The organism is Streptomyces sp. NBC_01622, assembly GCF_045209635.1.
Taxonomy (GTDB): domain Bacteria; phylum Actinomycetota; class Actinomycetes; order Streptomycetales; family Streptomycetaceae; genus Streptomyces.
This window is the reverse complement of record NZ_CP109293.1, coordinates 7,886,679-7,908,811: the sequence shown is the minus strand read 5'-3', so window position 1 is coordinate 7,908,811 and position 22,133 is coordinate 7,886,679. Positions and strand designations below refer to the sequence as shown.

The window sequence follows — 22,133 nt, the reverse complement described above, 5'->3', positions numbered from 1 at the left end:
CGGGATGCCGCCGGCCCGAGCTTCTCAACCGGCGGTCACCTGAAGCTCCTTGACGCCGTTGATCCAGGCGGAGCGCAGCCGGCGCGGGTCGCCCGTCAGGGTCAGGTTGGGCATCGCGTCCGCGATGGCGTTGAAGATCAGGTCGATTTCGAGGACCGCGAGGGACTTGCCGAGGCAGTAGTGCGGGCCTCCGCCGCCGAAGCCGAGGTGCGGGTTCGGGTCGCGCATGACGTCGAACTCGTCCGGGTTCTCGAAGACTTCGGGGTCGTGGTTGGCGGAGGCGTAGAAGATGCCGACGCGGTCGCCCTTCTTGATGTGTTTGCCGCCGAGTTCGGTGTCCTGGGTCGCCGTCCGCTGGAAGGCGTTGACCGGGGTGGCCCAGCGCACGATCTCCTCGGCGGCGGTCGACGGACGCTCCCGCTTGTACAGCTCCCACTGCTCGGGGTGGGTGAGGAACGCGTGCATGCCGTGGGTGATGGCGTTGCGGGTCGTCTCGTTCCCGGCGACCGACAGCATGAGCACGAAGAAGCCGAACTCGTCGGAGTTCAGGTTGCCCTCGTCCTCGGCGGCGACCAGGGTGCTGACGATGTCGTGGGCCGGGCACTGCTTGCGTTCGGCGGCCATTCCCATGGCGTAGGCGATGAGTTCGGCGGCGGACTCGGCGCCGACCTGCTCCGTGATGGCGTACTCGGGATCGTCGTAGGCGATCATCTTGTTGGACCACTCGAAGATCTTGACGCGGTCGTCCTGCGGGATGCCGATGAGTTCGGCGATGGCCTGGAGGGGCAGTTCGCAGGCGACCTCGGTGACGAAGTCGAAGGGGCCGGAGTGGGTGCGGGCGTTCGCCACGATGGACTGGGCCCGGTCGCGCAGGCGTTCCTCCAGGGCGCGGATCGCGCGGGGGGTGAAGCCGCGCTGGACGATCTGGCGGACGCGGGTGTGTTCGGGCGGGTCCATGTTGAGCAGGATCAGCCGCTGGGCGTCGATCGAGTCGCGCTCCATGTGCTCGTTGAAGCGGATGATCGCCGTGTTGAGGGTGGAGGAGTAGATCTCCGGGTGGGTGGAGACGTACCGGACGTCGGCGTGCCGGGTGACGACCCAGTAGCCCTCGTCCTGGAACCCCGCGATGCCCGCGGGCTGCGGGATCCAGCGGACCGGTTCGGCCGCGCGCAGTTCGGCGAACTCCGGTAGGGGCACGCGGTGGTGGAGCAGATCGGGGTCGGTGAAGTCGAACCCTTCGGGCAACGCTGGACAGGGCATCGGCAACTCCCGTCATCTGACGGTCCATCAGGAACCCGGCTGCCGTGAAGGTAATAACGGGTTCTACAAGTAGCAAGAGGCACGGCAAGCCGAATTCCCTGCACGACCCTTGCGGTTGTGGACGGCCTGTCAGCAGACTGCACACAGAACTAGAACGCGTACTAGTTCTGCGTGGCGGGTGGCCGGGACGCCCGCGCCGCGCGGTGGACGAGGAGAGGACGTGTCCCATGGCCGCGGAACCCGTCATCGTGGAAGCCGTACGCACCCCCATCGGCAAGCGCGGCGGCGCGCTCGCCAATCTGCATCCCGCCTATCTGCTGGGCGAGACCTACCGTGAGCTCCTCGGCCGCACCGGCATTCACGCCGACTGCGTCGAACAGATCGTCGGCGGCACGGTGACCCACGCCGGCGAGCAGTCCATGAACCCCGCGCGCACGGCGTGGCTGACGATGGGCCTGCCGTACGAGACGGCGGCGACGACGGTCGACTGTCAGTGCGGCTCCTCGCAGCAGGCCTCGCACATGACCGCCAACCTGATCGCGGCGGGCGTCATCGACGTCGGGATCAGCTGCGGTGTCGAGGCGATGTCGCGGGTGCCGCTGGGGTCGGGGTCGAAGCACGGACCCGGGAAGCCGTTCCCGGACGAGTGGAACGTGGACCTGCCCAACCAGTTCGAGGCCGCCGAACGCATCGCCCGCAACCGGAAGTTGACCCGCGAGAACGTCGACTCGCTCGGCCTGATCTCGCAGGAGCGGGCGGCGATCGCCTGGTCCGAGGAGCGCTTCAAGAAGGAGACGTTCGCCGTCCAGGTACCGACGACGGAGGACGAGCAGCGCGCGGGCCTCGGCATGTGGCGGCTCGTCGACCGGGACGAGGGGCTGCGCGACACGTCGATGGAGGCGCTGGCGCGGCTGAAGCCGGTGATGCCCACAGCAGTTCATACGGCGGGCAACTCCTCGCAGATCAGCGATGGCGCCTCGGCGATCATGTGGGCGTCGAAGCGGATGGCCAGGGCGCTCAAACTCCGCCCCCGGGCCCGGATCGTCGCCCAGGCGCTGGTCGGGGCCGACCCGCACTACCACCTCGACGGGCCGATCGACGCGACGCGAGCCGTGCTCGGCAAGGCCGGTATGACGCTCAAGGACATCGACATCGTCGAGATCAACGAGGCTTTCGCGTCAGTGGTGTTGAGCTGGGCGCAGGTCTTCGGACAGGACCTGGAGAAGGTCAACGTGAACGGCGGCGCGATCGCCCTCGGGCACCCGGTCGGGGCGACCGGCGCACGGCTGATCACCTCCGCCCTGCACGAACTGGAGCGCGCCGACAAGGAGTTCGCGCTGATCACGATGTGCGCGGGCGGGGCGCTGGCCACGGGCACGATCATTCAGCGGCTCTGAACCCCACCAGTAGCCTGCCGTCCGCCGCGAAAGCCTTTGCGCGGCGGGCGGCCTGACTGTGTGTCATTTCGCGGCCACGAGCATGCGGGCCGGTTCGAGCATCGCCTCGGGCAGATCCTCCCAGTTCACGAGCGGGGAGTAGAAGTCCGAGGGCTTGAACTTGGCGGCGGCGACGGCGTCGAGTGCCCTGGACACGTTCGAGGCACTGTTGAAGCGCGCGAGGCGCACGGTGATGCCCTTCATGAACACGGGGAACGCGGGGAACGGTATCTCGCCGGTGAGACCGCCGAGGCTCTCGAAGAAGCCCTCCCCCGCGAGCAGGCTGAGTCCGCGGTGGAACCATTCGACCCTCGCGGACGCCTCGATCGCCAGGTCGAACAGGCCCTCCCCGTCGGCCGGGGGCTCGGGCGCGGTCTGCGCTCCGTACTGTTCGGCGATGGCCCGGTTGGCGAGGTCGGGATCGACGTAGAGGACGTGCTCGGCGCCGTAGGCGAATGCCAGGGCCGTCTGGAAGAGGCCCGTGATTCCCGGGGCGAGCATGAGGACCCGCCTGCGGCCGCCGTCCACGATGTGACGGCGGGCCAACTCCTCGGTGGCGCCGGCGATGTCGCCGAGCGTCGCGCAGTCGAGGGGGTCGATCCCGGCGGGGATGCGGTGCAGCATCTGGTCCGCGTAGGGGACGCGCACCAAGTCGTCGAACAGGCCGCCCCACGCTCCGTTCACCGCCACTCCGAAGGTGGCGCCGTGGGGCATGGTCGTGCACTGGGTGCTCCAGCCGCGCCGACATGGCTCGCACTGCCCGCAGGACAGCTCGGGCGAGACGACCACCAGGTCTCCGACGGCGACGCCGGTGACCGTGTCCCCGATGGCGACGACCTCGGCGACCGCGTTGTGCCCGAAGGCGTATCCGGGCGGCATGGGAAGCCGGCCGTGCAGGATCGGCACGTCCAGCGGACAGCGTGCGGCGATCACCGGCCGCACCAGCGCGTCGGTGTCGCCGGTCAGCACCGGTGCGGGCACTTCACGCCACTCAAGCCGACGGGGCTCGACGAACCAGAGGGACCGCATCGAATCAGTCATGAGCGGATCCTATACCTAGAGATATAGAAAATTGAGTGCCATGAGTCACATTGAAAGCCGTTCTCAGCGACTAATCAGCCTTCTTCCCCCACGTCTGAAGCGATGAGCTATAGTCTCAGCTATAGAACGCGAGGAGGTTGATGTGCCCAGCAAGCCACGGACCGATGTACGCCGCCGGATGCTGTTCGCCGGGTTCGAGACCGTGCAGGAGAACGGTGTCGACGCGACATCGCTGACCGAGGTCGCCGACCGGGCCCAGGCTCCGCGCGGTTCGATCTACCACCACTTCCCCGGCGGCAAGGCCGAGCTGCTGCGCGACGCGATCCGCCTGGCCGGGACGCTGCGCAGCAAGCAGATCGCCGCCCTCGTGGCCGACGACGACCCGACCCGGATCGTCGACGAGATCATCGACATGTTCCGGGAGCAGCTGCGGGCCAGTGACTACCGAGCCGGATGCCCCGTCGCCGCGAGCGTGATGCACGGCGACAACTACCCCGAGGCGATGACCGCCGCCGGTGAATCGTTCTCCTCCTGGGAGGAGCTGATCACCCAGGGCCTGTGGCAGCGCGGACTGACGATGGAACACGCCCAGTCGCTGGCCACGATGGTCCTCACCTCCATCGAAGGCGCGCTGCTGCTGGCCAAGGCCCAGCGGAACACCCGGGCGCTGGACCGCATCCAGCCCGAACTGACCAAGGCGATCACCATCGCGGTGCGGACCGCCGCATCCGGAGGAAAGGGCTGACGCCATGGCATTCGTGGCCTCGGTCGTCTGGACCGCCCGCGAAGGGATGGAGAAGACGCTGTATCAGGCCGTCGAGCAACTGGTGCCGGCGAGCAGGCGGGAACCTGCCTGCCTGAGCTACGTCGCGTACCGGGATCCGGCGCGGCCCAGGACGATCCACATCCTTGAGATCTATGCGGACCGCGCCGGTTTCGAGGCCCACGCGGCCAGCGATCACTTCAGGACCTGGGGATTCGGACAGGCCATCCCGGCCCTGGAGACCCGGGACATGCAGTTCTACGAGACCGTCGAGCCGTAGGCCGTCGGCCGAACCCGCAGTCCGAGCCGAAGCGTGAGGTTGACGATGACTGACATATCCGGTGCGTGCGACGAGCGTTTCGCCGGTCTGCGCGCGCTGTTCGCGAAGAACGTCGACACGGGCGACGAGCTGGGCGGATCGCTCGTGGTCGACGTCGGCGGTGTGCCGCTGGTCGACATCTGGGGCGGCTGGGCGGACCGGCAGCGGACCAGGCCGTGGCAGCGGGACACGCTCACCAACGTCTGGTCGTGCACGAAGACGGTCACCGCGCTGGCGGCGCTGCTGCTGGTCGAGCGCGGTCTCCTCGATGTCGACGCCCAAGTGGCGCGGTACTGGCCGGAGTTCGCCGCCGCGGGCAAGGAAGACGTGCGAGTGAGGCACGTGTTGTCCCACACCTCAGGCGTCCCGGGATGGGAACAGCCGATAACGATCGAGGACGTCTACGACACCCAGGGCGCGGCGGCCCGACTGGCCGCGCAGGCGCCCTGGTGGACGCCCGGGACCGCGTCCGGATATCACGTCCTCAACTACGGCCATCTGGTGGGTGAGTTGATCCGGCGGGTGGACGGCCGCACCCTCGGCCGGTTCGTCGCCGAGGAGGTCACGGGTCCGCTGGGCGCCGACTTCCACATCGGCCTGCCCGACAGCGAAGCCGACCGGGTCGCCGATGTGGTTCCGCCCCAGGGCGCGTCGCTCGATCCTTCCGCGCCCGACCCGGACCACATCAGGTTGCGAACCTTCACAGGACCGTTGGTCGGCCCACGCGAATCGCTGACACCCGAGTGGCGTCGCGCCGAGATCGGCGCGGCCAACGGCCAGGGCAACGCCCGCTCACTCGCCAGGATCCAGTCCGTCGTCGCCTGTGGCGGTGCGGTCGACGGAGTGCGGTTGCTGTCGCCGGAGACGATCGCCCTCATCTTCCGGCCGCAGTCCGACGGCCCGGATCTGGTCCTCGGCGCACACCTGCGCTTCGGCATCGGATACGGACTGCCCTCGCCCTCCGTTCCGTACATCCCGCGAGGACGCGTCTGCTTCTGGCCCGGCTTCGGCGGATCGATCGTCGTGGCCGACACCGAACGCCGGACCACGATCTCCTACGTCATGAACAAGATGGGCGCCGGGCTGCTGGGCAGCGACCGCACGATCGCCTACGTCAACGAGGTCTACGCCGCCCTGAACTGACTGCATGTCAGCGACCAACCACCTCCCGTGAACCCCCCGGAGGCATGTCCATGAGTTTCGCCGGCCCCTTCCCAGACGTGCGGATCCCCGATACCGGGCTGCACGAGTTCCTGTTCACCGACGTGAGCCCCGCGGACCGGCACCGGGTCGCCCTGACGGAGGCGGAATCGGGCGAGCAACTGACCTACGCATCGCTGGTCGCGAGCATCGACGCCTTCGCCCGCGGGCTGGCGGCCGCCGGCGTGGGCGAGGACGATGTGGTGGCTCTGCTGCACCCGAACGCTCCGGCGTTCGCGGTCGCGTTCCACGGCATCATCCGGTCGGGCGCGATCGTGACCACGATCAACGTGATGGCCACCGGCCCGGAGATCGCCAAGCAACTCACCGCGGCCAAGGCCGTGTTGCTGGTGACCGCGCGCGCCTTCCTCCCGCAGGCCGAGGAGGCCGTCCACAGCGCGGGGCTCGACAAGGCGTCGATCCTGCTCCTGGACGGCGAACGGGCCGGGCACGACGACTCCGGCCACCGGATTCCGCTGGACACTCGACTCCAACCCGCAGAGCGCATGGCCGTGTTGCCGTTCAGTTCCGGCACCACCAGTGAACCGAAGGGGGTGATGCTCACCCACCGGAACCTGGTCGCGAACGTCACGCAGATCGCACCCCTTCTGGACCTCCGCGCCGACGACGTCGTGCTGGCGGTACTGCCGTTCTTCCACATATACGGCATGACGGTCCTGATGAACTCCGCGCTCGCGGCCCGGAGCCGGATAGTGACCATGACCCGGTTCGACCTGACCGGGTTCCTGGAGACCGTCCAACTCCACCGTGTCACCTACGTGTTCATCGCGCCCCCGGTGGCGGTGGCCCTGGCCAAACACCCGTTGGTCGACGACTACGACCTGTCGTCGCTGCGGATGCTGGTGAGCGGCGCGGCCCCACTGGAGGAGGAGTTGGGCGCGGCCGTGTCGAAGCGCTTGTCGGTGCCGGTCGTGCAGGGCTTCGGGATGACGGAACTGAGCCCCGTCAGCCACCTGGTGCCGACCGCCGACGGCGGTGTCTCCATCGCCGGCCGGCGTGCGCCGATCGCGGCGAGCGGCTGGCCGGTGCCCAACACCGTCAACAAGCTCGTCAATCCCGCGACCGGTGCCGAGATCGGCGTACCCGAGGACGGTCTGAGCGAGCCGGGCGAACTCTGGGTGCGGGGCCCGAACGTGATGGCCGGCTACCTGGGCAACGCCGACGCGACCGCCGCGACCGTGGACGCGGACGGGTTCCTGCACACCGGAGACCTGGCCAGGGTGGACTCCACCGGATGCGTCTTCATCGTCGACCGCATCAAGGAGCTCATCAAGTACAAGGGCTACCAGGTTCCCCCTGCCGAACTGGAAGCACTGCTGCTCACGCACCCGGCCATCGCCGACGCCGCTGTCATCGGCATCCCCGACGCCGACGGCGAGGAGATTCCGAAGGCGTTCGTGGTCACCGCCGACGAAACGCTGACCGCCGACGAGGTGATGACGTTCGTCGCGGCGCGGGTCGCACCGTACAAGAAGGTGAGAGCGGTCGAATTCCTGACCGTGATACCCAAATCCCCGGCCGGGAAGATCCTGCGCAAAAACCTCCGAAATCCGAATGGATGACAACAATGAGTAATCACTCGCAGTTCGATGTGCATGTGGTGTCGCCTTCCTACTGGAAGGTGACCTTCGAGAACGCCCCGATGAACCTCATGGACCTCGACACCGTCGAGCAGCTCGCCGATCTGGTGACCCGTATCGAGCAGGACCCCGATCTGAACGTCGTGGTCTTCCAGAGCGCCAACCCGGACTACTTCATGGCGCACCTCGACCTGCTGATGGACGGCAAGCGCGCCGCCGCGATGCCGCTCGGCCCCACCGGGCTCCCCCTGGTCTCGGACAACCTGGTGCGGCTGAGCAAGGTCCCGGCGGTCACGATCTCGGCGATCAACGGCCGAGTCCGGGGCGCGGGCAGCGAGTTCGTCCTGAGCACCGACATCCGCTTCGCGGGCCCGGGCGCCATCCTGGGCCAGCCCGAGATCGGCATCGGCGCCGTGCCCGGCGGCAACGCCATGGGGCGGCTGGCCGAACTGGTGGGCAGGGCCCGCGCGATGGAGATCGTGGTGGGCGGCGACGACTTCCCGGCCCGGCTCGCGGCCGAGTACGGCTATGTCAACCGTGCGCTGCCCGAAGGGGAGTTGGACGATTTCGTCGATACGTTCGCCCGCCGCATCGCCGGTTTCGAGAAGCCCGCGGTCTCCGGCACGAAGGAACTCGTCGACGCGGCCACCGCGATTCCGGTGAGCGACTTCGCGGCCTCGCTGGACGCCTTCCGGCGCACGGCGAGCCGTCCGGAGAGCGCGGAGCGCGTACGCGGTCTCTTCGCGCGCGGCTTCCAGCAGCCCCAGGGCATCGAACTCGACCTCGGCAGGCACATCGCCGAGAAGGCCTGAGCCCGAGCTAGGACAAGTCCTGGTCGGCAGGGGGCAGTTGCGGGGTCAGTTGCTCCGCCGCGCAGGCGCGGAAGGCCGCGAGCAGTCGGCGGTTCTCCTCGCCTGCGCGCATGGCCAGGACGACCGGGACGGGGTCCGCGCCCTCCAGCGGGACCGTGGTCAGGTCGTGCCGCAGGCCCTTCTGGATGGCGCCCACCGGAACGAGCGCGACCGCCTCGCCCGCGGCGATGACTTCGAGCTTGTCCTCCAGACTCTCGACCAGCGGACCGTCCGGCGCCGGCCGTCCGTCCGGACGGGGGTCGATGCGCCAGACCGCGTTGAGCTCCGGGTCGGGGAAACGGGGTACGGGCTCGTCCGCGATGTCGTCGAGGGTGACGTACTCCTTGCCGGCCAGCCGGTGGCCGACCGGCATCAGCAGCACCCGGGGCTCCTTGTAGAGGACCGTCACGCTCAACCCCTCGGTGGAGAAGGGGAGTCGGCCCACCACCACGTCAACTCGGTGCTCCAGCAAGGCGGACGACACTTCGCCCCACCCGAGAAAGCAGTGCTGCACCTCGGCGTCCGAGCAACGCACCCGCAGGGCGCGCACCGCAGGGGTGACGATGAGCCCGGTCATGTACCCGATGACGATCCGGCTCGGATGCCCGGCCGCCCGCGCCACGGCGGTCGCCTCCGCCGCCGACCGCAACAGCGCCTCGGCCCGGGGCAGGAACGCCGCCCCCGCTTCGGTGAGTTGGGTACCCTGCGTGGTCCGGTCGAGGAGCCGCACCCCCAACTCGCCCTCAAGCCGCCGCACATGGCGACTGAGCGAAGGCTGCGCGAGATGCAGTACGGCTGCCGCCCGGCCGAAGTGCAGTTCCTCGGCGACGACGGTGAAGTAGCGGACGAGGCGCAGGTCCAGGTCACTCATACATCGACTGTACGACCGTACGAGCTGTGGTGATACCGGAAGTGAATCACGTCTTCCGGAGTCGGTCTTGGACGGGCGGCCCCGGGCGGGCGCAGGCTGGAAGCACACCACTTCCCGACCCACCTGGGGTGATTTCGTCATGCGTGTTTTCGTCACCGGCGCGACCGGATTCGTCGGCGGCGCGGTCGTCCGCGAACTGCTCGACTCCGGACACCAGGTCCTCGGCCTCGCCCGCTCCGACACCTCGGCGGAACGGCTGGCCGCGACCGGAGCGGAGGTCCACCGGGGTTCCCTGGAGGACCTCGACGCACTCCGCGCGGGCGCGTCCGCCGCCGACGGTGTGATCCACACCGGTTTCATCCACGACTTCTCGAACTACGCCGCGTGCGTCGCGACGGACCTGAGCGCGGTGGAGGCCCTGATCGAGACCCTCGCCGGTTCGGACCGCCCTCTCGTCATCAGCTCCGTGATGAGCCACGGCCGCACCGAGGACGAGCTACCCGACCTCGCCACCCACCCCGAAATGCCGCGCCTCGCAGCCGAGTTGACGACTCTGGCGGCAGCGGACCGGGGCGTGCGCGCGTCGGCGATACGGCTGCCACAGGTGCACGGCGAGGGCGACCACGCCTTCGTCCCCGCCCTCATCGACATCGCCCGCGCCAAGGGTGTCTCGGCCTACCCCGGCGACGGCACGAACCGCTGGGCCGCCGTACACCGTGACGACGCGGCGGTCCTCTTCCGGCTGACCCTGGAGAACGCCCCGGCGGGCTCGGTCCTGCACGCGGTCGCCGACGAGGGCATCCCCGTACGGGAGATCGCCGAAGTCATCGGCAGGCGGCTGGACCTACCGGTGACGAGCGTGCCGGTCGAGGAGGCCGGGGACCACTTCGGCTGGCTGGGCCACTTCGTCTCGTCCGACCTCACGGGAACGAGCACGCTCACGCAGAAGCGGTTCGGCTGGACACCGACCCGGATCGGCCTGCTGGCCGACCTCGACCACGACTACTACTTCAACCAACCGTCGTAGCGGTCCAGTTGACGAAGGTGGTGAACGCGGCGGGGTCGAGGGTGAGGATCGGCCCCGCCGGGGTCTTGGAGTCGCGGATGGCGAGGATGGGGGTGGGACAGGTGGTTTCGGCGATTTCTACACACTGGCCGCCCTGGTCACTGCTGTAGCTGGACTTCCGCCACTGAGTCCCTGTCGGCATCGCGTTGTTCCCCATAACGTTCCTCCATCACGCGCCGGATCAGCTCCGCCGAGTCTCGAATGGAGAGGGCGGCGGCCTGGAGATGATCGTAACGGAGCGAACAGTCGTTGACAGTGTCCGGGTTGGCAGTCGGATGCCCGCTTCCGTAGCCCTCGGTGTAGACGATGGGCGGATCGCTCGGGAAGCGGTAGAGGTCATACGAGCCTGTCAGTCCCGCGTGCGCTCCCGCCGAGAACGGCAGGATCTGGATGTTGACCCGAGGATTGTCCTCGTACGCCAACAGGCGGGCCAGTTGGTTCCTCATGGTCTTCCGGCCGCCGATCTCCAGATACAGCGCGGCCTCGCTCAGGATCGCCCAGAAGACCGGCGGATTCTCCTTCTCCAAGATGCGCTGACGACCGATTCGTACGGCGGTCCGGTCGTCCAGGTTGCTCTGGTCCAGCGTGCCGAGCACGGCGCGGGCGTACTCCTCGGTCTGGAGGAGACCGAGGACCATGTGCGCCTCGAAGGAGCAGATCTCGACGGCTCGCGCCTCCAGCTCGCCCACCTGGCGGAACCACGCGGGGAGTTGGCTGCGCAGCACCAGATCAAGCAACCTGGTCAGCAGCCCGTCGGTGTCGAGCGCGGCATCCACCCGCCTGCTGAACTCCAGCGTGGGAAGCTTGCGGGCCGTCTCGATCTGGCCGATCAGTGACCCGGTGTAGTTGACGATCTTGCCGAGTTCCCGCTGTGTGAGGCCGGCGGCCTCTCGGTAGCGGCGCAGCTCGAAGCCGTAGTAGTCCAGCGGCGACGCCCCTGGATCGAGGGTGTTGATGTGCACGCGAAGCCCCCTGCCTCCCGACAACTGACCAGAACTGTCCACCCGCGAACGGGTTGTATTCATACAGTTGCCGAGGGTAGCGGCGGGGCGTCAGCCTCGTAGTGTGAATGAACCAACTCCCCCCGCCATGCTGGCCTTTCCCGACCGCCGGCAATACGTCATGCACCTCACCGTGGGTGAACACTCCGCCCGGCACATCCGCCGTATCGTCCGCTCGTTCCTGCTGGAGTGGGGCATGCCGGAGCTGTCGGACGCGGTGGAACTGGCCGTGACGGAGCTGCTCGCCAACGTCGTCCGGCATGTCCCGGGCCGGCGCTGCGGACTGCGGCTGCAACGCCAGGTCGCCGGAATCCGCGTGGAGGTGACCGACGGCTGCCCTGAACTCCCCACCCTGAACCCGGAGTTGGACCCCGAGTCGGAGAACGGCCGCGGGCTCGTCATCCTGGACGCGGTGACCGACAAGTGGGGGGTGTCACCGGCGTCCAGGGGCGGAAAGACGGTGTGGTTCGAGTGCTCGTGAACTCGGGCCGTCAGCCCCCGAGTTCGGCGGTGTCGTCGGCGGGCGGGGTCTTGACGGTCACCTTCTGGTCGATGTCGAGGAAGGTGACGGTCAGGTCGAGCCTGCCGCCGTCGGCGTCGTTCTGCGTGGGATAGGTCTTGCCCCGTACCCGGAACTGCTTGGGGTGGTCGTCGCCGTCGACCCACAGGTCCATGGTCATGGTCCCGTCGACCTGCATGGCCACGAACTGGTCGAGGCTGTCGGTCCGGCGCTGCCAGGCTGCCTTGCCCTTGGCTGCGCTCTGGGCGTCGCGCAGGCCGCGGGTGGTGACCGTTCCCCGGTAGTGCGTGGCCTTCGTGCCGTCGACCGTCTCGGCGCCGATCCTCCGCACGTCCTGGGAGCCCACCATGATCGTGGACTGCACAACCGGGCTCCCCTCCATGGAACCGGGCAGCACGCCATAGGAGTTGTTGTCCGCCGCGCCGCGCCCCCACACGGCCGGCTCGGCCGTGAGCCAGCTCTTGCCGCCCCACTTCGACGTGTCGAGGCCACTGCCGCCGACATAGATCGACTTACCGATGAACCGGATGTCCAACTCGCCGGGCTTACGCGCGCCGGCCACGGTCATCACCATGGTCATGACCGCCGGTTTCGCCTTCATGGACGCCTCGGCCGTCAGCCGCCCCTTCTCGGGCACGGTCCCGCTGACCCGGTAGTGCAGCGAGGTGATGCCCTCGGCCTTCTCCACCGCCTTGGCCACAGCCGCCGAGGGTGTCAGCTCGGCCGAGTCCGCCTTCGCTGAGTCGCCCCCGCAGCCGACCGCTCCCCCACCGAGCAGCACGACGGCGAACGCCACACGCACCGAAATCCCCACAACTCCCCCTGGAATCAGACGTGTTCACGCCAGTCAAGAACACGATCTTATTCAGGACGGCAAATTGGCGCTCAAGCCACGAGCAGTACCGTCGGCTACGACACCGACAACGTCATGGGCCTCAGCGAGGAAACCGGAAAGAAGACGTGCATGAGCCGTCCGAAGCCGCTCGCCCTGGGACGGCGGGCCGCAGGGGTGCTGAGCGCCTACGGCCGACGCATGGCGTCCGTGGCGGTCAGGACCCGGTCCCCCGCGGGCGAGACCTTCCTCTACCGGTAGTTGCGCGGAGCCATCGGTCCGGATGGCTCCCGCCGGAGGGGCCCCCGCGAAAGTGGGACACTTCAACGCCGAGTGTCACACTTTCGCGCCTCACCCCCGGTGGACCCGCGTCCGACGAGTATCGGATCAGCTCCGCATCCCGGCCGCGCCCGTCGCCGGCTCCAACTCGGCGCTGGCCTCCGCCTGTTGTGGCCGTAGCGACCGCGCCCGCGGCCCCTGGAAGACGTACGACAGGCCGAAGCCCGCCGCGACGACCGCCGCGCCGCCCGCCGCGTCCAGTACCCAGTGGTTGCCGGTCGCGACGATCGCGGAGACGGTGAAGAAGGGGTGGAGGAGGCCGAGGGCCTTCATCCACCACTTCGGGGCGATGATCGCGATGACCACACCGCACCACAGGGACCAGCCGAAGTGCAGGGACGGCATCGCCGCGTACTGGTTGGTGAGGGCGGTGAGGGTGCCGTAGTCCGGCTTGGAGAAGTCCTGGACGCCGTGGACCGTGTCGATGATGCCCAGTCCCGGGAGCAGGCGCGGAGGGGCCAGGGGGTAGAGCCAGAAGCCGACCAGGGCGAGGAGGGTGGCGAAGCCGAGGGAGGAGCGGGCCCAGCGGTAGTCGACCGGGCGGCGCCAGTACAGGACGGCCATCACGCTCAGCGGGACCACGAAGTGGAAGGACTCGTAGTAGAAGTTGAAGAACTCCCGCAGGAAGTCGACCTCGAACACCCAGTGGTTGACCGCGTGCTCGATGTCGATGTGCAGGAAGCGTTCGATGTCGAGGATCTGGTGGCCGTGGTGTTCCGCCGTGACCCGGCCGCCCGCGTTGGTGCCGCCCGTCGCCGCGAGGCGGACCTGCTGGTAGGCGGCGTAGGTGACGCGGATGAGGAGGAGTTCGAGGAGGAGGTTCGGGCGGGTCAGGACGCGGCGCAGCTGCGGGATCAGCGGGACGTGCTTCCAGCGGGCCGGAACCGGCTCGGCGTACTCCGTGGGGATCGGCCGCCGGTAGTACTCCGCGGTGCGCGGCAGGAACGGCACGACGGTCGCGGCGGCGAGGGCCATGAGCAGAACGACGTTGTCACGCAGCGGGTAGACGGCCGACATGTTCGGCAGCATCATCTTCGCCGGCAGCGTGACGACGAGGACCACCGCCACCGGCCACACATACCGGTCCGAGGCCCGCTTGCCGACCCGGCCCACCACCGCGAGCAGCACCCACAGCAGCTGGTGCTGCCAGGTCGTCGGCGACACGGCGATCGCCGCGCAGCCGGTGACCGCGACCGCGAGCAGCAGCTGCCCGTCGCGCGCGTAGCCCACGGCCCGGCGCAGGCCCACATACGCGACGACCGCGCCGAGCGCCAGGAAGACACCGATCTCCAGCGGGCCGGTCAGGTCGAGCCGCAGCAGCGCGCCGTGCAGGGACTGGTTGCCGAGGCCGTCCGCCTTGCCGCCGAGGCCGACGCCGGCCATGTGGTGCACCCAGTAGGTGTACGAGTCGTGCGGCATCGCCGCCCAGGCGATCACCACGCTCGCGGCGAACGTCAGCGCGGAGGTCACGGCGGCCCGTCGCCGGTCGGTGAACCACAGCAGCGGCGCGAACAGCAGCACCGTCGGCTGGAGCGCGGCGGCCAGACCGATCAGCACGCCGCTGGCCCGCTCGCCGCGCACCGTGAAACAGGCGAGCAGCACGAGCAGGACCGGGATGACGCTGGTCTGGCCGAGCCAGAGCGTGTTGCGCACCGGCAGCGACAGCATGAGCAGGCTGATCGCGACGGGCGCGGCGAGCAGCGAGGCACGGCGGGTGACAGGCTGCGGCAGGGCCCGGGAGACGACCAGACCGAGCGCCACGACGAGCAGCAGCGTGCCGAAGGTCCAGCCCCAGCCGAGGGCCTGCTCGGCCGCCCGTGTAAGCGGTTTGAGGACGAGCCCGCCGAAGGGGGTGCCGGTGAACTGCGTCGAGTCGTACAGCGAGCCCTTCACATGCAGCACACCGTTCGGCCCGACCCAGGTCTCCAGGTCGGTCAGCCGGTCCCCGCGCGGGGTCCTGAGGACCACGGCCACCTGCCGTACGGCCAGGACCGCGGCCACCAGCCACAGGACCAGGCGCGCCGCGCGCAGCCGTGCCCTGGCCGTCTGGGCGGCACTCGACCCGAAGGCTCCCGCCGCTCCCCCCGGTCGCCCGCTGTGCTCCACGTTCGCCACGCCTCGTAGGCCTCCCGCCCCGCTCGTCCCACGCGTCACACGCGCGGCTGTTCCCTCTGCGAACCCTATGAGGTTCGCACCCCCTGCGGGAGGGACGCAGGCAACCCCCTCTTCACCTGACGGCCGCCCTCCTTTTGTCCGGATGACGATAGTCGGCCCCGGGTTGCCTGGGCACGGCAAATAACCGCGTATCCGTACAGTGAGTGATTGCACACGAACGGGTCGCAACAATTCTCACCCGATTCACGATCACCGGATTCACGAAGGGCACCGGCACATGAGCGAGTCGCAGCTGTGGAACGACGTCGACGACTACCTGATCGGCCACCTCTCCCCGCACGACGAGGTTCTGGAGGCGGCACTCCGCGACAGCGACGCCGCCGGCCTCCCGCAGATCGCGGTGTCCGCCGCCGCGGGCAAACTGCTGCATCTCCTCGCCCGGATCCAGGGCGCCGCCCGCATCCTGGAGATCGGTACCCTCGGCGGCTACAGCACGATCCTGCTGGCCCGCGCGCTGCCCGCCGACGGCCGCCTGATCACCCTGGAGTACAGCCCGAAGCACGCCGAGGTCGCCAGCCGCAACATCGCCCGCGCGGGCCTCGACAAGCTCGTCGAGATCCGGGTCGGCACGGCCCTCGACTCACTGCCCGCACTCGCCGACGAGAACGCTGCCCCCTTCGACCTCGTCTTCATCGACGCCGACAAGGCCAACAACCCGAACTACGTGGAATGGGCCCTCAAGCTCACCCGCCCCGGCAGCCTGATCATCGTCGACAACGTGGTCCGCGGCGGCCGGGTCGCCGACCCGGCCAACACGGATCCGGACGTCCTGGGCACCCGCGCGGCGATCGAACTGATCGGCTCGCACCCGCGCCTGTCGGGCACGGCGATCCAGACGGTGGGCGAGAAGGGCTACGACGGGTTCGCGCTGGCCAGGGTGATCGACTGAGGGCTTTCGCCGAGGCGCTCAACTCCCGTGGTAGAAGCCGACGTTGACGCTGCGCGGCCCGGTGCGGTCCTTGATGACGATCTCGCCGCTGCCACCACGGGGCAACGGGACGCTGCCGCCGTAGCCGACGGTCTGGGCGTACTCGCCGACGATCAGCCGTACTTCGGAGGACGGGTCGGGCTGGGAGCCGCGCAGCCAGCTCACCTGCCAGGTGCCCTCGGGTCCGCACAGGAACTCCAGATGGACCCGTGAGATGAACAGCCAGTCGTCCGGTGTCACCAGCCGGCACACCGACTCGTCGCGGCCCACCCGCAGCACCGCGCCCGGGTCGCTGGGCGCCTCGGCCATCAGCATGCCGGCCGTGGCGCCCTCGTCCGTCCCGGAGACCGAGGCCATGGTGAGTTCGAGCACGTGCGCTTCCCCCTTGAGGTGTCCTTACACAGCCGCCGCATGATAAATCCCCCGGCCGCGCCACGTCCGGCACAATGGAGTCATGACCGAGCGAAAGCCACCGGGGGTGTCCTTCGAATCCTGGGTCGACAAGCAGATCCGGGACGCCGAGCGAGCCGGCGAGTTCGCCCAACTCCCGGGCGCGGGCAAGCCGTTGCCCTCCGGTTCCGACACGACGTACGACGAACTGTGGTGGATCAAGCAGAAGATGGCCCGCGAGGGCATCTCCGTGCTGCCGCCGACGCTGGCACTGCGCAAAGAGGCCGAGGACGCCCTGGCTGCGGCGTACTCGGCCCCTTCGGAGCGGATCGCTCGGCAGATCATCACCGAAGTCAACGTGAAGATCCGCGACATGATGTTCAAGCCGCCGCCCGGCCCTCCGCTGGGGATGAAGCCGTACGACGTGGAAGAGGTCGCACGGGAGTGGCGGGAGCGCCGGGCGGATGACGGGTCCGGTGGACCCGGCGGGTCAGATGTGTAGAAGCCGCTCCGTCAGTTCGCGGTAGTCCCGCAGGGCCAGCCGGAGTTGCTCGGTGTCGTCCGAGCCCTTGGACTCCCAGGAACTGTTCAGGGTGTCACGCCGCCTGGTGACGGCCTGCGTGAGGCGGTCGGCGACCTCCTCCAGGACGTGGGCGGCCTCCTCGACGGCGGCGCGGGGCTCGTCGACGAACCCAGTCACCGCGTGCTGCAGCCGCAGGTTGAACTTGTCGCTCTCGTCGTGCGGCAGCAGGCTCCCGTTCCCGGTGTCCAGCCGGTCGTGCCGCTTGTCGGCGGCGGAAGACGTGGGCGGGGGCTCGGGGGCGTGCACGGGCCGCGTCGACTGCGCCTGCTGGTCGCCCCGGGCCGTCTCGTCACGCTCGCGCGGTGCCGTCTTGTCGGCCAGGCGGTCGCCTTGGCGCGGGGTCGGGGTGACCGTCGTGGCCTCCCGGCGCTCGGCGGTCTTCGCGGGGCCCTGCTGCTGTCCGGCGGTCTTCGCAGGCTCCCGCCGATCGATACCCGTACCCCTCTCCGTACCCGTACCCATACCCGTGTCCGCGCCCTTGCGCTCGTCGGTCGTGTCGCCGTTGGGTCGTGTCACATCGGTCATGCGGCTCAACTTCCCTTCACTGCTTGCCTGTTGAATGAGCCGAACGTGTGGCGTCCGGTGCGCCCGCGGCCACTGCCAGTGCCGGTGCCCTTGTCCTCGCTCATCAGGTCGTCGAAGAGGGCGCGGGCTTCGAGCATGGCCTCGCGCATCTCCTCGGTACTGGCCTGGCTCTCCGGTGCGCCGTTCGCGCGCGTGGTGACGACGCGGTGCACGCGCCGGTAGCCGTGGACGTGGTCCGCGTGGTGCACGGACAGTGCGTCGAACTGCTTCTCGTACTCTTCGACGTCGGGGAAGCCCCGGGCCCCGGCCACCTCGCCGAGCAGCTGGTCGACGTCGGTCATGGACTGGCGGGGCGAGTCGACGAACAGCTCCTGGGCGGCGGCCCAACGGGCCTGGTACTGCTCACGGGCCGCGGGCTCCAACGGCTGCTCCCGCAGCGAACCGTGCTGTTGGACGCGCTCGCCGAGCTCCCGCTCGGCGGCCTTCGTGTCGCCGTCGTGCCGGGCCACGGTCCGGTCGTACTCGGGCCCGAAGCGGCGCTTCAGTCCCGAGCCGCCGATCGCGCCCCGGGAACGCAGCGCCAAGGCCGCCGCGGCAGCGACCACGCCGACCACGATCACGATCAAAACGATGATCACGCCTGTGGACATGAGTGCCTTCCGGGTTCTTGGCCAACCGGCTCTCGTAGCCGGTCGGATCTCGTACCGGGTTGCCGCAACGGCCCCCTTCAAACGACGGCCACCACTCCGGGGATTTCGTGGTGCCGGTGTGTCGATCCGGCGGCGGCCCGATCGACGTACGGGTAAGAACCGATCGAGGAGGTTGTCATGGGTGAGACGGTCAAGGGTGAGGTCATCGCACGGCTGGCCATGTCGCTGGACGGGTACATCGCGGGACCGGAGTCGGGGCGGGAGCATCCGCTCGGGATCGGCGGGGAGCGGCTGCACTCGTGGGTGTTCGGGCTGCGGAGCTTCCGTCGCATGCAGGGCATGGCGGGCGGGGACACGGGCCCGGACGACGAACTGCTCGCCGAGTGGACCGAACGGCCGGGCGCGGTGGTCATGGGCCACGGCATGTTCATCACCGGGGAGACCCCGTGGGGCGACGAACCCCCCTTCCACGCCCCCGTGTTCGTCGTCACCCACCACCCGCGCGAGCCGGTGCTGAAGGAGGGCGGCACGACCTACCACTTCGTCACCGAAGGCCCGCAGCGCGCACTGGAGCTGGCCCGCGAGGCGGCCGGCGACCGGGCCGTCTCCCTCGCCGGCGGCGCCGACCTGGTCCAGCAGTTCATCCGCGCCGGGTGGTTGGACGAACTCCTCCTGCATGTGGTGCCCGTGCTCGCGTGCGGCGGACGGCGCCTGTTCGACAATGTGGGCGACGAGCACATCGAGTGGCGGAAGACACAGGTGCTGGACTCTCCGGGGGTCACCCATATTCGGTTGCGGAAGGCCGACCCGGTCGGCTGACATACCGCCCATGACCTGGACCATCACCCCCGAGCCCTACGACTCCCCGGTCGCCGCCGCGCTCTGGCGGGCGTACTACACCGAGGTCAGCGACCGCTGGTACCTGCTCCACGAGGGGCGGCGGACGGATCCGGCGGAGCTGGAGCGCGAGATCTCCGCCGTCACCGGCGCCGAACTCGCCCCGCCCGGGGGCCAGTTGCTGGTAGCCCGGTACGGGGGCGAACCGGCCGGCAGCGCGGGCGTACGACTCCTCTCCCCGACGACCGCCGAGCTGAAGAGGGTCTTCCTCTACGAGGGGATGCGCGGCCGGGGCGGCGCCGCAAAGCTGGTGACGGCGGCAGAGGAGGCAGCCCGCGACCTGGGCGCCAACACCATCATCCTCGACACCCGCCACGACCTAGTCGAGGCCCGCGCCCTCTACACCCACCTCGGCTACAAGGAAACCGACCGCCACAACAACGACCCGTACGCAGAACACTGGTTCCGTAAGGCCCTGCTCAACCAACGGTGAGGGCCCACCAACTCCCACTGTCCCCACGCGCCGGCCGAGAGGGAGCCGTAGGGGCGCGCCGGTGTCGAGAGCCCCAGCGCGCGGAGGCGCGCAGCGCCGAGCACGGTGGGGCTCTCGACACCGGCTTGAAGCGCCCCGAAGGCGACCGAACCAAAAGAGGTGCGCACGGTGGGGCTCTCGACACCGGCTTGAGGCGCCCCGAAGGCGACCGAACCAAAAGAGGTGCGCGCACGGTGCCTATCCAGCACGGGCTCACCTACCCGGCGCCTACCCAACACCGGCCCAGCTGCGCGACACCTTCCACCACCGGATCCCTCAAAACCCTCAACTACCGCTGATCACCGCCCCGTTGAGCGGCTGCTCCCGATCCGACCCGCACAACTCCGCGTTGAGCTCCTTCACCAGCTGGATCAAATCAGTAGGCCGGTCCGGCCCCCACCAGTCGCCCAGCGTCTCCGCAAGAGACTCCTCACGGGCCTGTGCCAGCCGTTCGGCCACCTCCCGCCCCTGGCCGGTCAGTTGCAGGTCCAGCCCTTCCCGCACCGCCAGCTGCCGCCCCTCGATCTGGCGGACGGCGGCGAGGATGACGGGCAGCGGCACGGAGCTGCGTTCGGCGAGCACACCCGGTTCAGCCCAGCCGTCCCGCCTGATGCGCAGCAGCAGCCAACTCGTCGCCGGCAGAAGGTCGTAGCCCGCTTTCACAGTGATCGTCTTGTAGATCTCGCGGCGGCCTTCCCGCGTGCCGAGCACGGACAGCGCGCGGCACACCTCGTCGTACGAAGACCGCTGAACCGGATTGCTGGCAAGGGTCTCCGTGAGGTCCGGTGCCGTGACCGAGCCGCGCAGCTTGTCCTCCTTGAGGAACCACGCCAGGACGAAGCCGACGAGGGCTACGGGGGCGGCGTACAGGAAGACGTCGGTGATCGAGGACGCATAAGCATGCAGCGCCTCCGGCCGTACCGCGCCCGGCAGTTGGGAGATGCCACGCGGATCGGACTCAAGGCCGTCCGCCGTGACGCCACCCGGCAACGAGGCACCCCGCAGAGCATCCGCAAGCTTGTCCCCCAACCGGCTGGCAAAGATCGTGCCGAAGATGGCGACACCGAACGAGGCGCCGATGGACCGGAAGAAGGTCGCGCCGGAGGTGGCGACGCCAAGATCTTCGTACGACACGGCGTTCTGCACAATCAGCACCAACACCTGCATGACCAGCCCGAGTCCGAGCCCGAAGACAAAGAAGTAGGCACTCATCTCGCCGGTGGAACTGTTCTCGTCAAGCTGATGAAGCAGAAGCAGACCAAGCGCGGTAACACCAGTGCCCGCGATCGGGAACACCTTCCACCGGCCGGTACGGCTGACGATCTGCCCGGACGCGGTGGACGAGATCAGCATGCCGAACACCATGGGCAGCATGTGCACGCCGGACATGGTCGGCGAGATGCCCTGCACGACCTGCAGGAAGGTCGGCAGATAGGTCATCGCGCCGAACATCGCGAAACCGACGATGAAGCTGATGACGGCGGCCAGCGAGAAGGTGCGGACGCGGAACAACTTGAGCGGAAGCACAGGCTCGGCGGCCCGCCGCTCCACCGCAACGAACCCCACCGCCAGCACCACCCCAAGCACCGCCAGCCCCACAATCTGAGGCGACCCCCAGCCCCAGGTCGTACCGCCCAGCGAGGCGACAAGCACCAGGCAGGTCGCGACGGCGGCGATGAGGAAGGTGCCGAGGTAGTCGATGACATGGTGGGTGGACTTGCGCGGGATGTGCAGCGCGGTCGCGATGACGGCGAGGGCCACGACACCGACCGGGAGGTTGATGTAGAAGACCCAGCGCCAGCTCAGGTGCTCGGTGAACAGCCCGCCGAGGAGGGGCCCGAGGACACTCGTCGCGCCGAAGACAGCACCGAACAGCCCCTGGTAGCGCCCGCGTTCACGCGGTGAGACGACATCGCCGACGATCGCCATCGACAGCACGATCAGCCCGCCGCCACCGAGCCCCTGCAGAGCCCTGAAGCCGATCAACTGGGGCATGTTCTGCGCCGCCCCGCACAGCGCGGACCCGACGAGAAAGATCACGATCGCGATCTGGAACAGCCTCTTGCGCCCGTACTGGTCGCCCAGTTTGCCCCACAGCGGGGTCGCGGCGGTCGAGGCCAGCAGATACGCGGTGACCACCCACGACAGATGCTCCAGCCCGCCGAGATCGCTGACGATCGTCGGCAGCGCGGTCGACACGATGGTCTGATCGAGGGCGGCGAGCAGCAGCCCGAGGAGCAGCGCCCCGATGGAGACGAGGACGTTGCCCGACACGTGTTCCTGGGCGGCGCTGCCCCGCCGCGGGGGTTTCTCCGGTGGCTGCGCGTCGTGCACATTCCCTGTCATACCGTGCGCATCGCCGACCATGAAGACCTCCCGAGGCTCTCGTTACACATCCATGGTGATCGGTGTG

At 69.0% G+C, this 22,133-nt stretch carries 24 protein-coding genes; 13 read left to right on the top strand and 11 right to left on the bottom strand.

What is annotated here, in order from left to right; translation table 11 throughout:
- Positions 1-24: 24 nt before the first annotated feature.
- Positions 25-1,260, bottom strand: a complete 1,236-nt coding sequence (locus OH768_RS36585) for a cytochrome P450 (protein WP_406460218.1) — start codon at positions 1,258-1,260, stop codon at positions 25-27.
- Between the two features lie 227 nt (positions 1,261-1,487).
- On the opposite strand from OH768_RS36585, the gene OH768_RS36580 reads away from it, so the two are divergent.
- A complete protein-coding gene (locus OH768_RS36580; protein ID WP_262057784.1) occupies positions 1,488-2,657 on the top strand; it encodes a steroid 3-ketoacyl-CoA thiolase in 1,170 nt (389 codons plus the stop codon).
- A 63-nt stretch (positions 2,658-2,720) separates the two neighbouring features.
- Here OH768_RS36580 and OH768_RS36575 read toward each other — a convergent pair whose 3' ends face one another.
- Positions 2,721-3,737: a zinc-binding dehydrogenase gene (locus OH768_RS36575; protein WP_406460215.1), complete on the bottom strand. Its 1,017-nt coding sequence runs from the start codon at positions 3,735-3,737 to the stop codon at positions 2,721-2,723.
- 142 nt (positions 3,738-3,879) lie between these two features.
- Here OH768_RS36575 and OH768_RS36570 point away from each other — a divergent pair, with 142 nt between their 5' ends.
- Genes OH768_RS36570 through OH768_RS36550 form a run of 5 tightly spaced genes read left to right on the top strand, consistent with a single transcriptional unit; the run spans position 3,880 to position 8,432 of the window.
- Positions 3,880-4,482: a TetR/AcrR family transcriptional regulator gene (locus OH768_RS36570; RefSeq protein WP_406460213.1), complete on the top strand. Its 603-nt coding sequence runs from the start codon at positions 3,880-3,882 to the stop codon at positions 4,480-4,482.
- 4 nt (positions 4,483-4,486) lie between these two features.
- On the top strand, positions 4,487-4,780 hold the full coding sequence (locus OH768_RS36565) for a putative quinol monooxygenase (protein ID WP_329549806.1): 294 nt from the start codon (positions 4,487-4,489) through the stop codon (positions 4,778-4,780).
- Between the two features lie 45 nt (positions 4,781-4,825).
- Positions 4,826-5,962 (top strand): serine hydrolase domain-containing protein, encoded by a 1,137-nt coding sequence (locus tag OH768_RS36560; RefSeq protein ID WP_406460211.1) that lies wholly within the window; start codon positions 4,826-4,828, stop codon positions 5,960-5,962.
- A 50-nt stretch (positions 5,963-6,012) separates the two neighbouring features.
- A complete protein-coding gene (locus OH768_RS36555; RefSeq protein WP_406460209.1) occupies positions 6,013-7,602 on the top strand; it encodes an AMP-binding protein in 1,590 nt (529 codons plus the stop codon).
- A 5-nt stretch (positions 7,603-7,607) separates the two neighbouring features.
- On the top strand, positions 7,608-8,432 hold the full coding sequence (locus tag OH768_RS36550) for an enoyl-CoA hydratase/isomerase family protein (RefSeq protein ID WP_406460207.1): 825 nt from the start codon (positions 7,608-7,610) through the stop codon (positions 8,430-8,432).
- Between the two features lie 7 nt (positions 8,433-8,439).
- Here the strand turns inward: OH768_RS36550 and OH768_RS36545 are convergent, their stop codons facing one another.
- Positions 8,440-9,342, bottom strand: coding sequence for a LysR family transcriptional regulator (locus OH768_RS36545; protein ID WP_406460205.1), 903 nt, complete (start codon positions 9,340-9,342; stop codon positions 8,440-8,442).
- 139 nt (positions 9,343-9,481) lie between these two features.
- Between OH768_RS36545 and OH768_RS36540 the strand changes: the two genes are divergently transcribed.
- Complete coding sequence (locus OH768_RS36540) at positions 9,482-10,369, top strand: SDR family oxidoreductase (protein ID WP_406460204.1); 888 nt, start codon at positions 9,482-9,484, stop codon at positions 10,367-10,369.
- Here OH768_RS36540 and OH768_RS36535 read toward each other — a convergent pair.
- Together OH768_RS36535 and OH768_RS36530 are read right to left on the bottom strand one after the other, a co-directional pair.
- Complete coding sequence (locus tag OH768_RS36535) at positions 10,353-10,550, bottom strand: DUF397 domain-containing protein (protein ID WP_406460203.1); 198 nt, start codon at positions 10,548-10,550, stop codon at positions 10,353-10,355. The genes OH768_RS36540 and OH768_RS36535 overlap by 17 nt on opposite strands.
- Complete coding sequence (locus tag OH768_RS36530; protein ID WP_406460202.1) at positions 10,507-11,370, bottom strand: helix-turn-helix domain-containing protein; 864 nt, start codon at positions 11,368-11,370, stop codon at positions 10,507-10,509. Before OH768_RS36530 ends, OH768_RS36535 begins: the two co-directional genes overlap by 44 nt.
- A gap of 127 nt (positions 11,371-11,497) precedes the next feature.
- Between OH768_RS36530 and OH768_RS36525 the strand changes: the two genes are divergently transcribed.
- Positions 11,498-11,890: an ATP-binding protein gene (locus OH768_RS36525; protein ID WP_406460201.1), complete on the top strand. Its 393-nt coding sequence runs from the start codon at positions 11,498-11,500 to the stop codon at positions 11,888-11,890.
- A gap of 10 nt (positions 11,891-11,900) precedes the next feature.
- Here OH768_RS36525 and OH768_RS36520 read toward each other — a convergent pair whose 3' ends face one another.
- Positions 11,901-12,725: a hypothetical protein gene (locus OH768_RS36520; RefSeq protein ID WP_406460200.1), complete on the bottom strand. Its 825-nt coding sequence runs from the start codon at positions 12,723-12,725 to the stop codon at positions 11,901-11,903.
- A gap of 168 nt (positions 12,726-12,893) precedes the next feature.
- Here OH768_RS36520 and OH768_RS36515 point away from each other — a divergent pair, with 168 nt between their 5' ends.
- Positions 12,894-13,022, top strand: coding sequence for a hypothetical protein (locus OH768_RS36515; protein WP_406460199.1), 129 nt, complete (start codon positions 12,894-12,896; stop codon positions 13,020-13,022).
- Between the two features lie 126 nt (positions 13,023-13,148).
- On the opposite strand, the gene OH768_RS36510 is transcribed toward OH768_RS36515, so the two are convergent.
- Positions 13,149-15,215 carry a bifunctional glycosyltransferase 87/phosphatase PAP2 family protein gene (locus OH768_RS36510; protein WP_406460198.1) on the bottom strand — a complete coding sequence of 689 codons (2,067 nt, stop codon included), beginning with the start codon at positions 15,213-15,215 and terminating at the stop codon, positions 13,149-13,151.
- Between the two features lie 277 nt (positions 15,216-15,492).
- Here OH768_RS36510 and OH768_RS36505 point away from each other — a divergent pair, with 277 nt between their 5' ends.
- Complete coding sequence (locus tag OH768_RS36505; protein WP_406460197.1) at positions 15,493-16,164, top strand: O-methyltransferase; 672 nt, start codon at positions 15,493-15,495, stop codon at positions 16,162-16,164.
- A gap of 18 nt (positions 16,165-16,182) precedes the next feature.
- Here OH768_RS36505 and OH768_RS36500 read toward each other — a convergent pair whose 3' ends face one another.
- Positions 16,183-16,575 carry a hypothetical protein gene (locus tag OH768_RS36500; RefSeq protein WP_406460196.1) on the bottom strand — a complete coding sequence of 131 codons (393 nt, stop codon included), beginning with the start codon at positions 16,573-16,575 and terminating at the stop codon, positions 16,183-16,185.
- An 82-nt stretch (positions 16,576-16,657) separates the two neighbouring features.
- Between OH768_RS36500 and OH768_RS36495 the strand changes: the two genes are divergently transcribed.
- Positions 16,658-17,095 (top strand): DUF1992 domain-containing protein, encoded by a 438-nt coding sequence (locus tag OH768_RS36495; protein ID WP_406460195.1) that lies wholly within the window; start codon positions 16,658-16,660, stop codon positions 17,093-17,095.
- On the opposite strand, the gene OH768_RS36490 is transcribed toward OH768_RS36495, so the two are convergent.
- Positions 17,084-17,701: a hypothetical protein gene (locus tag OH768_RS36490; RefSeq protein WP_406460194.1), complete on the bottom strand. Its 618-nt coding sequence runs from the start codon at positions 17,699-17,701 to the stop codon at positions 17,084-17,086. The genes OH768_RS36495 and OH768_RS36490 overlap by 12 nt on opposite strands.
- 5 nt (positions 17,702-17,706) lie before the next feature.
- Positions 17,707-18,351 (bottom strand): hypothetical protein, encoded by a 645-nt coding sequence (locus OH768_RS36485; RefSeq protein WP_406460193.1) that lies wholly within the window; start codon positions 18,349-18,351, stop codon positions 17,707-17,709.
- Between the two features lie 177 nt (positions 18,352-18,528).
- On the opposite strand from OH768_RS36485, the gene OH768_RS36480 reads away from it, so the two are divergent.
- On the top strand, positions 18,529-19,170 hold the full coding sequence (locus tag OH768_RS36480) for a dihydrofolate reductase family protein (protein ID WP_406460192.1): 642 nt from the start codon (positions 18,529-18,531) through the stop codon (positions 19,168-19,170).
- A 10-nt stretch (positions 19,171-19,180) separates the two neighbouring features.
- Complete coding sequence (locus OH768_RS36475; RefSeq protein WP_406460191.1) at positions 19,181-19,681, top strand: GNAT family N-acetyltransferase; 501 nt, start codon at positions 19,181-19,183, stop codon at positions 19,679-19,681.
- A 324-nt stretch (positions 19,682-20,005) separates the two neighbouring features.
- Here the strand turns inward: OH768_RS36475 and OH768_RS36470 are convergent, their stop codons facing one another.
- Positions 20,006-22,087: a DHA2 family efflux MFS transporter permease subunit gene (locus OH768_RS36470; RefSeq protein WP_406460190.1), complete on the bottom strand. Its 2,082-nt coding sequence runs from the start codon at positions 22,085-22,087 to the stop codon at positions 20,006-20,008.
- Between the last annotated feature and the right edge of the window lie 46 nt (positions 22,088-22,133).

Coding starts and splice junctions, on each gene's coding strand:
- OH768_RS36525 (WP_406460201.1), top strand. CDS start 11,498: ATGCTGGCCTTTCCCGACCGCCGGCAATACGTCATGCACCTCACCGTG.
- OH768_RS36560 (WP_406460211.1), top strand. CDS start 4,826: ATGACTGACATATCCGGTGCGTGCGACGAGCGTTTCGCCGGTCTGCGC.
- OH768_RS36485 (WP_406460193.1), bottom strand. CDS start 18,351: ATGTCCACAGGCGTGATCATCGTTTTGATCGTGATCGTGGTCGGCGTG.
- OH768_RS36565 (WP_329549806.1), top strand. CDS start 4,487: ATGGCATTCGTGGCCTCGGTCGTCTGGACCGCCCGCGAAGGGATGGAG.
- OH768_RS36555 (WP_406460209.1), top strand. CDS start 6,013: ATGAGTTTCGCCGGCCCCTTCCCAGACGTGCGGATCCCCGATACCGGG.
- OH768_RS36585 (WP_406460218.1), bottom strand. CDS start 1,260: ATGCCCTGTCCAGCGTTGCCCGAAGGGTTCGACTTCACCGACCCCGAT.
- OH768_RS36550 (WP_406460207.1), top strand. CDS start 7,608: ATGAGTAATCACTCGCAGTTCGATGTGCATGTGGTGTCGCCTTCCTAC.
- OH768_RS36515 (WP_406460199.1), top strand. CDS start 12,894: ATGAGCCGTCCGAAGCCGCTCGCCCTGGGACGGCGGGCCGCAGGGGTG.
- OH768_RS36505 (WP_406460197.1), top strand. CDS start 15,493: ATGAGCGAGTCGCAGCTGTGGAACGACGTCGACGACTACCTGATCGGC.
- OH768_RS36535 (WP_406460203.1), bottom strand. CDS start 10,550: ATGCCGACAGGGACTCAGTGGCGGAAGTCCAGCTACAGCAGTGACCAG.
- OH768_RS36545 (WP_406460205.1), bottom strand. CDS start 9,342: ATGAGTGACCTGGACCTGCGCCTCGTCCGCTACTTCACCGTCGTCGCC.
- OH768_RS36480 (WP_406460192.1), top strand. CDS start 18,529: ATGGGTGAGACGGTCAAGGGTGAGGTCATCGCACGGCTGGCCATGTCG.
- OH768_RS36540 (WP_406460204.1), top strand. CDS start 9,482: ATGCGTGTTTTCGTCACCGGCGCGACCGGATTCGTCGGCGGCGCGGTC.
- OH768_RS36470 (WP_406460190.1), bottom strand. CDS start 22,087: ATGGTCGGCGATGCGCACGGTATGACAGGGAATGTGCACGACGCGCAG.
- OH768_RS36490 (WP_406460194.1), bottom strand. CDS start 17,701: ATGACCGATGTGACACGACCCAACGGCGACACGACCGACGAGCGCAAG.
- OH768_RS36575 (WP_406460215.1), bottom strand. CDS start 3,737: ATGACTGATTCGATGCGGTCCCTCTGGTTCGTCGAGCCCCGTCGGCTT.
- OH768_RS36495 (WP_406460195.1), top strand. CDS start 16,658: ATGACCGAGCGAAAGCCACCGGGGGTGTCCTTCGAATCCTGGGTCGAC.
- OH768_RS36580 (WP_262057784.1), top strand. CDS start 1,488: ATGGCCGCGGAACCCGTCATCGTGGAAGCCGTACGCACCCCCATCGGC.
- OH768_RS36475 (WP_406460191.1), top strand. CDS start 19,181: ATGACCTGGACCATCACCCCCGAGCCCTACGACTCCCCGGTCGCCGCC.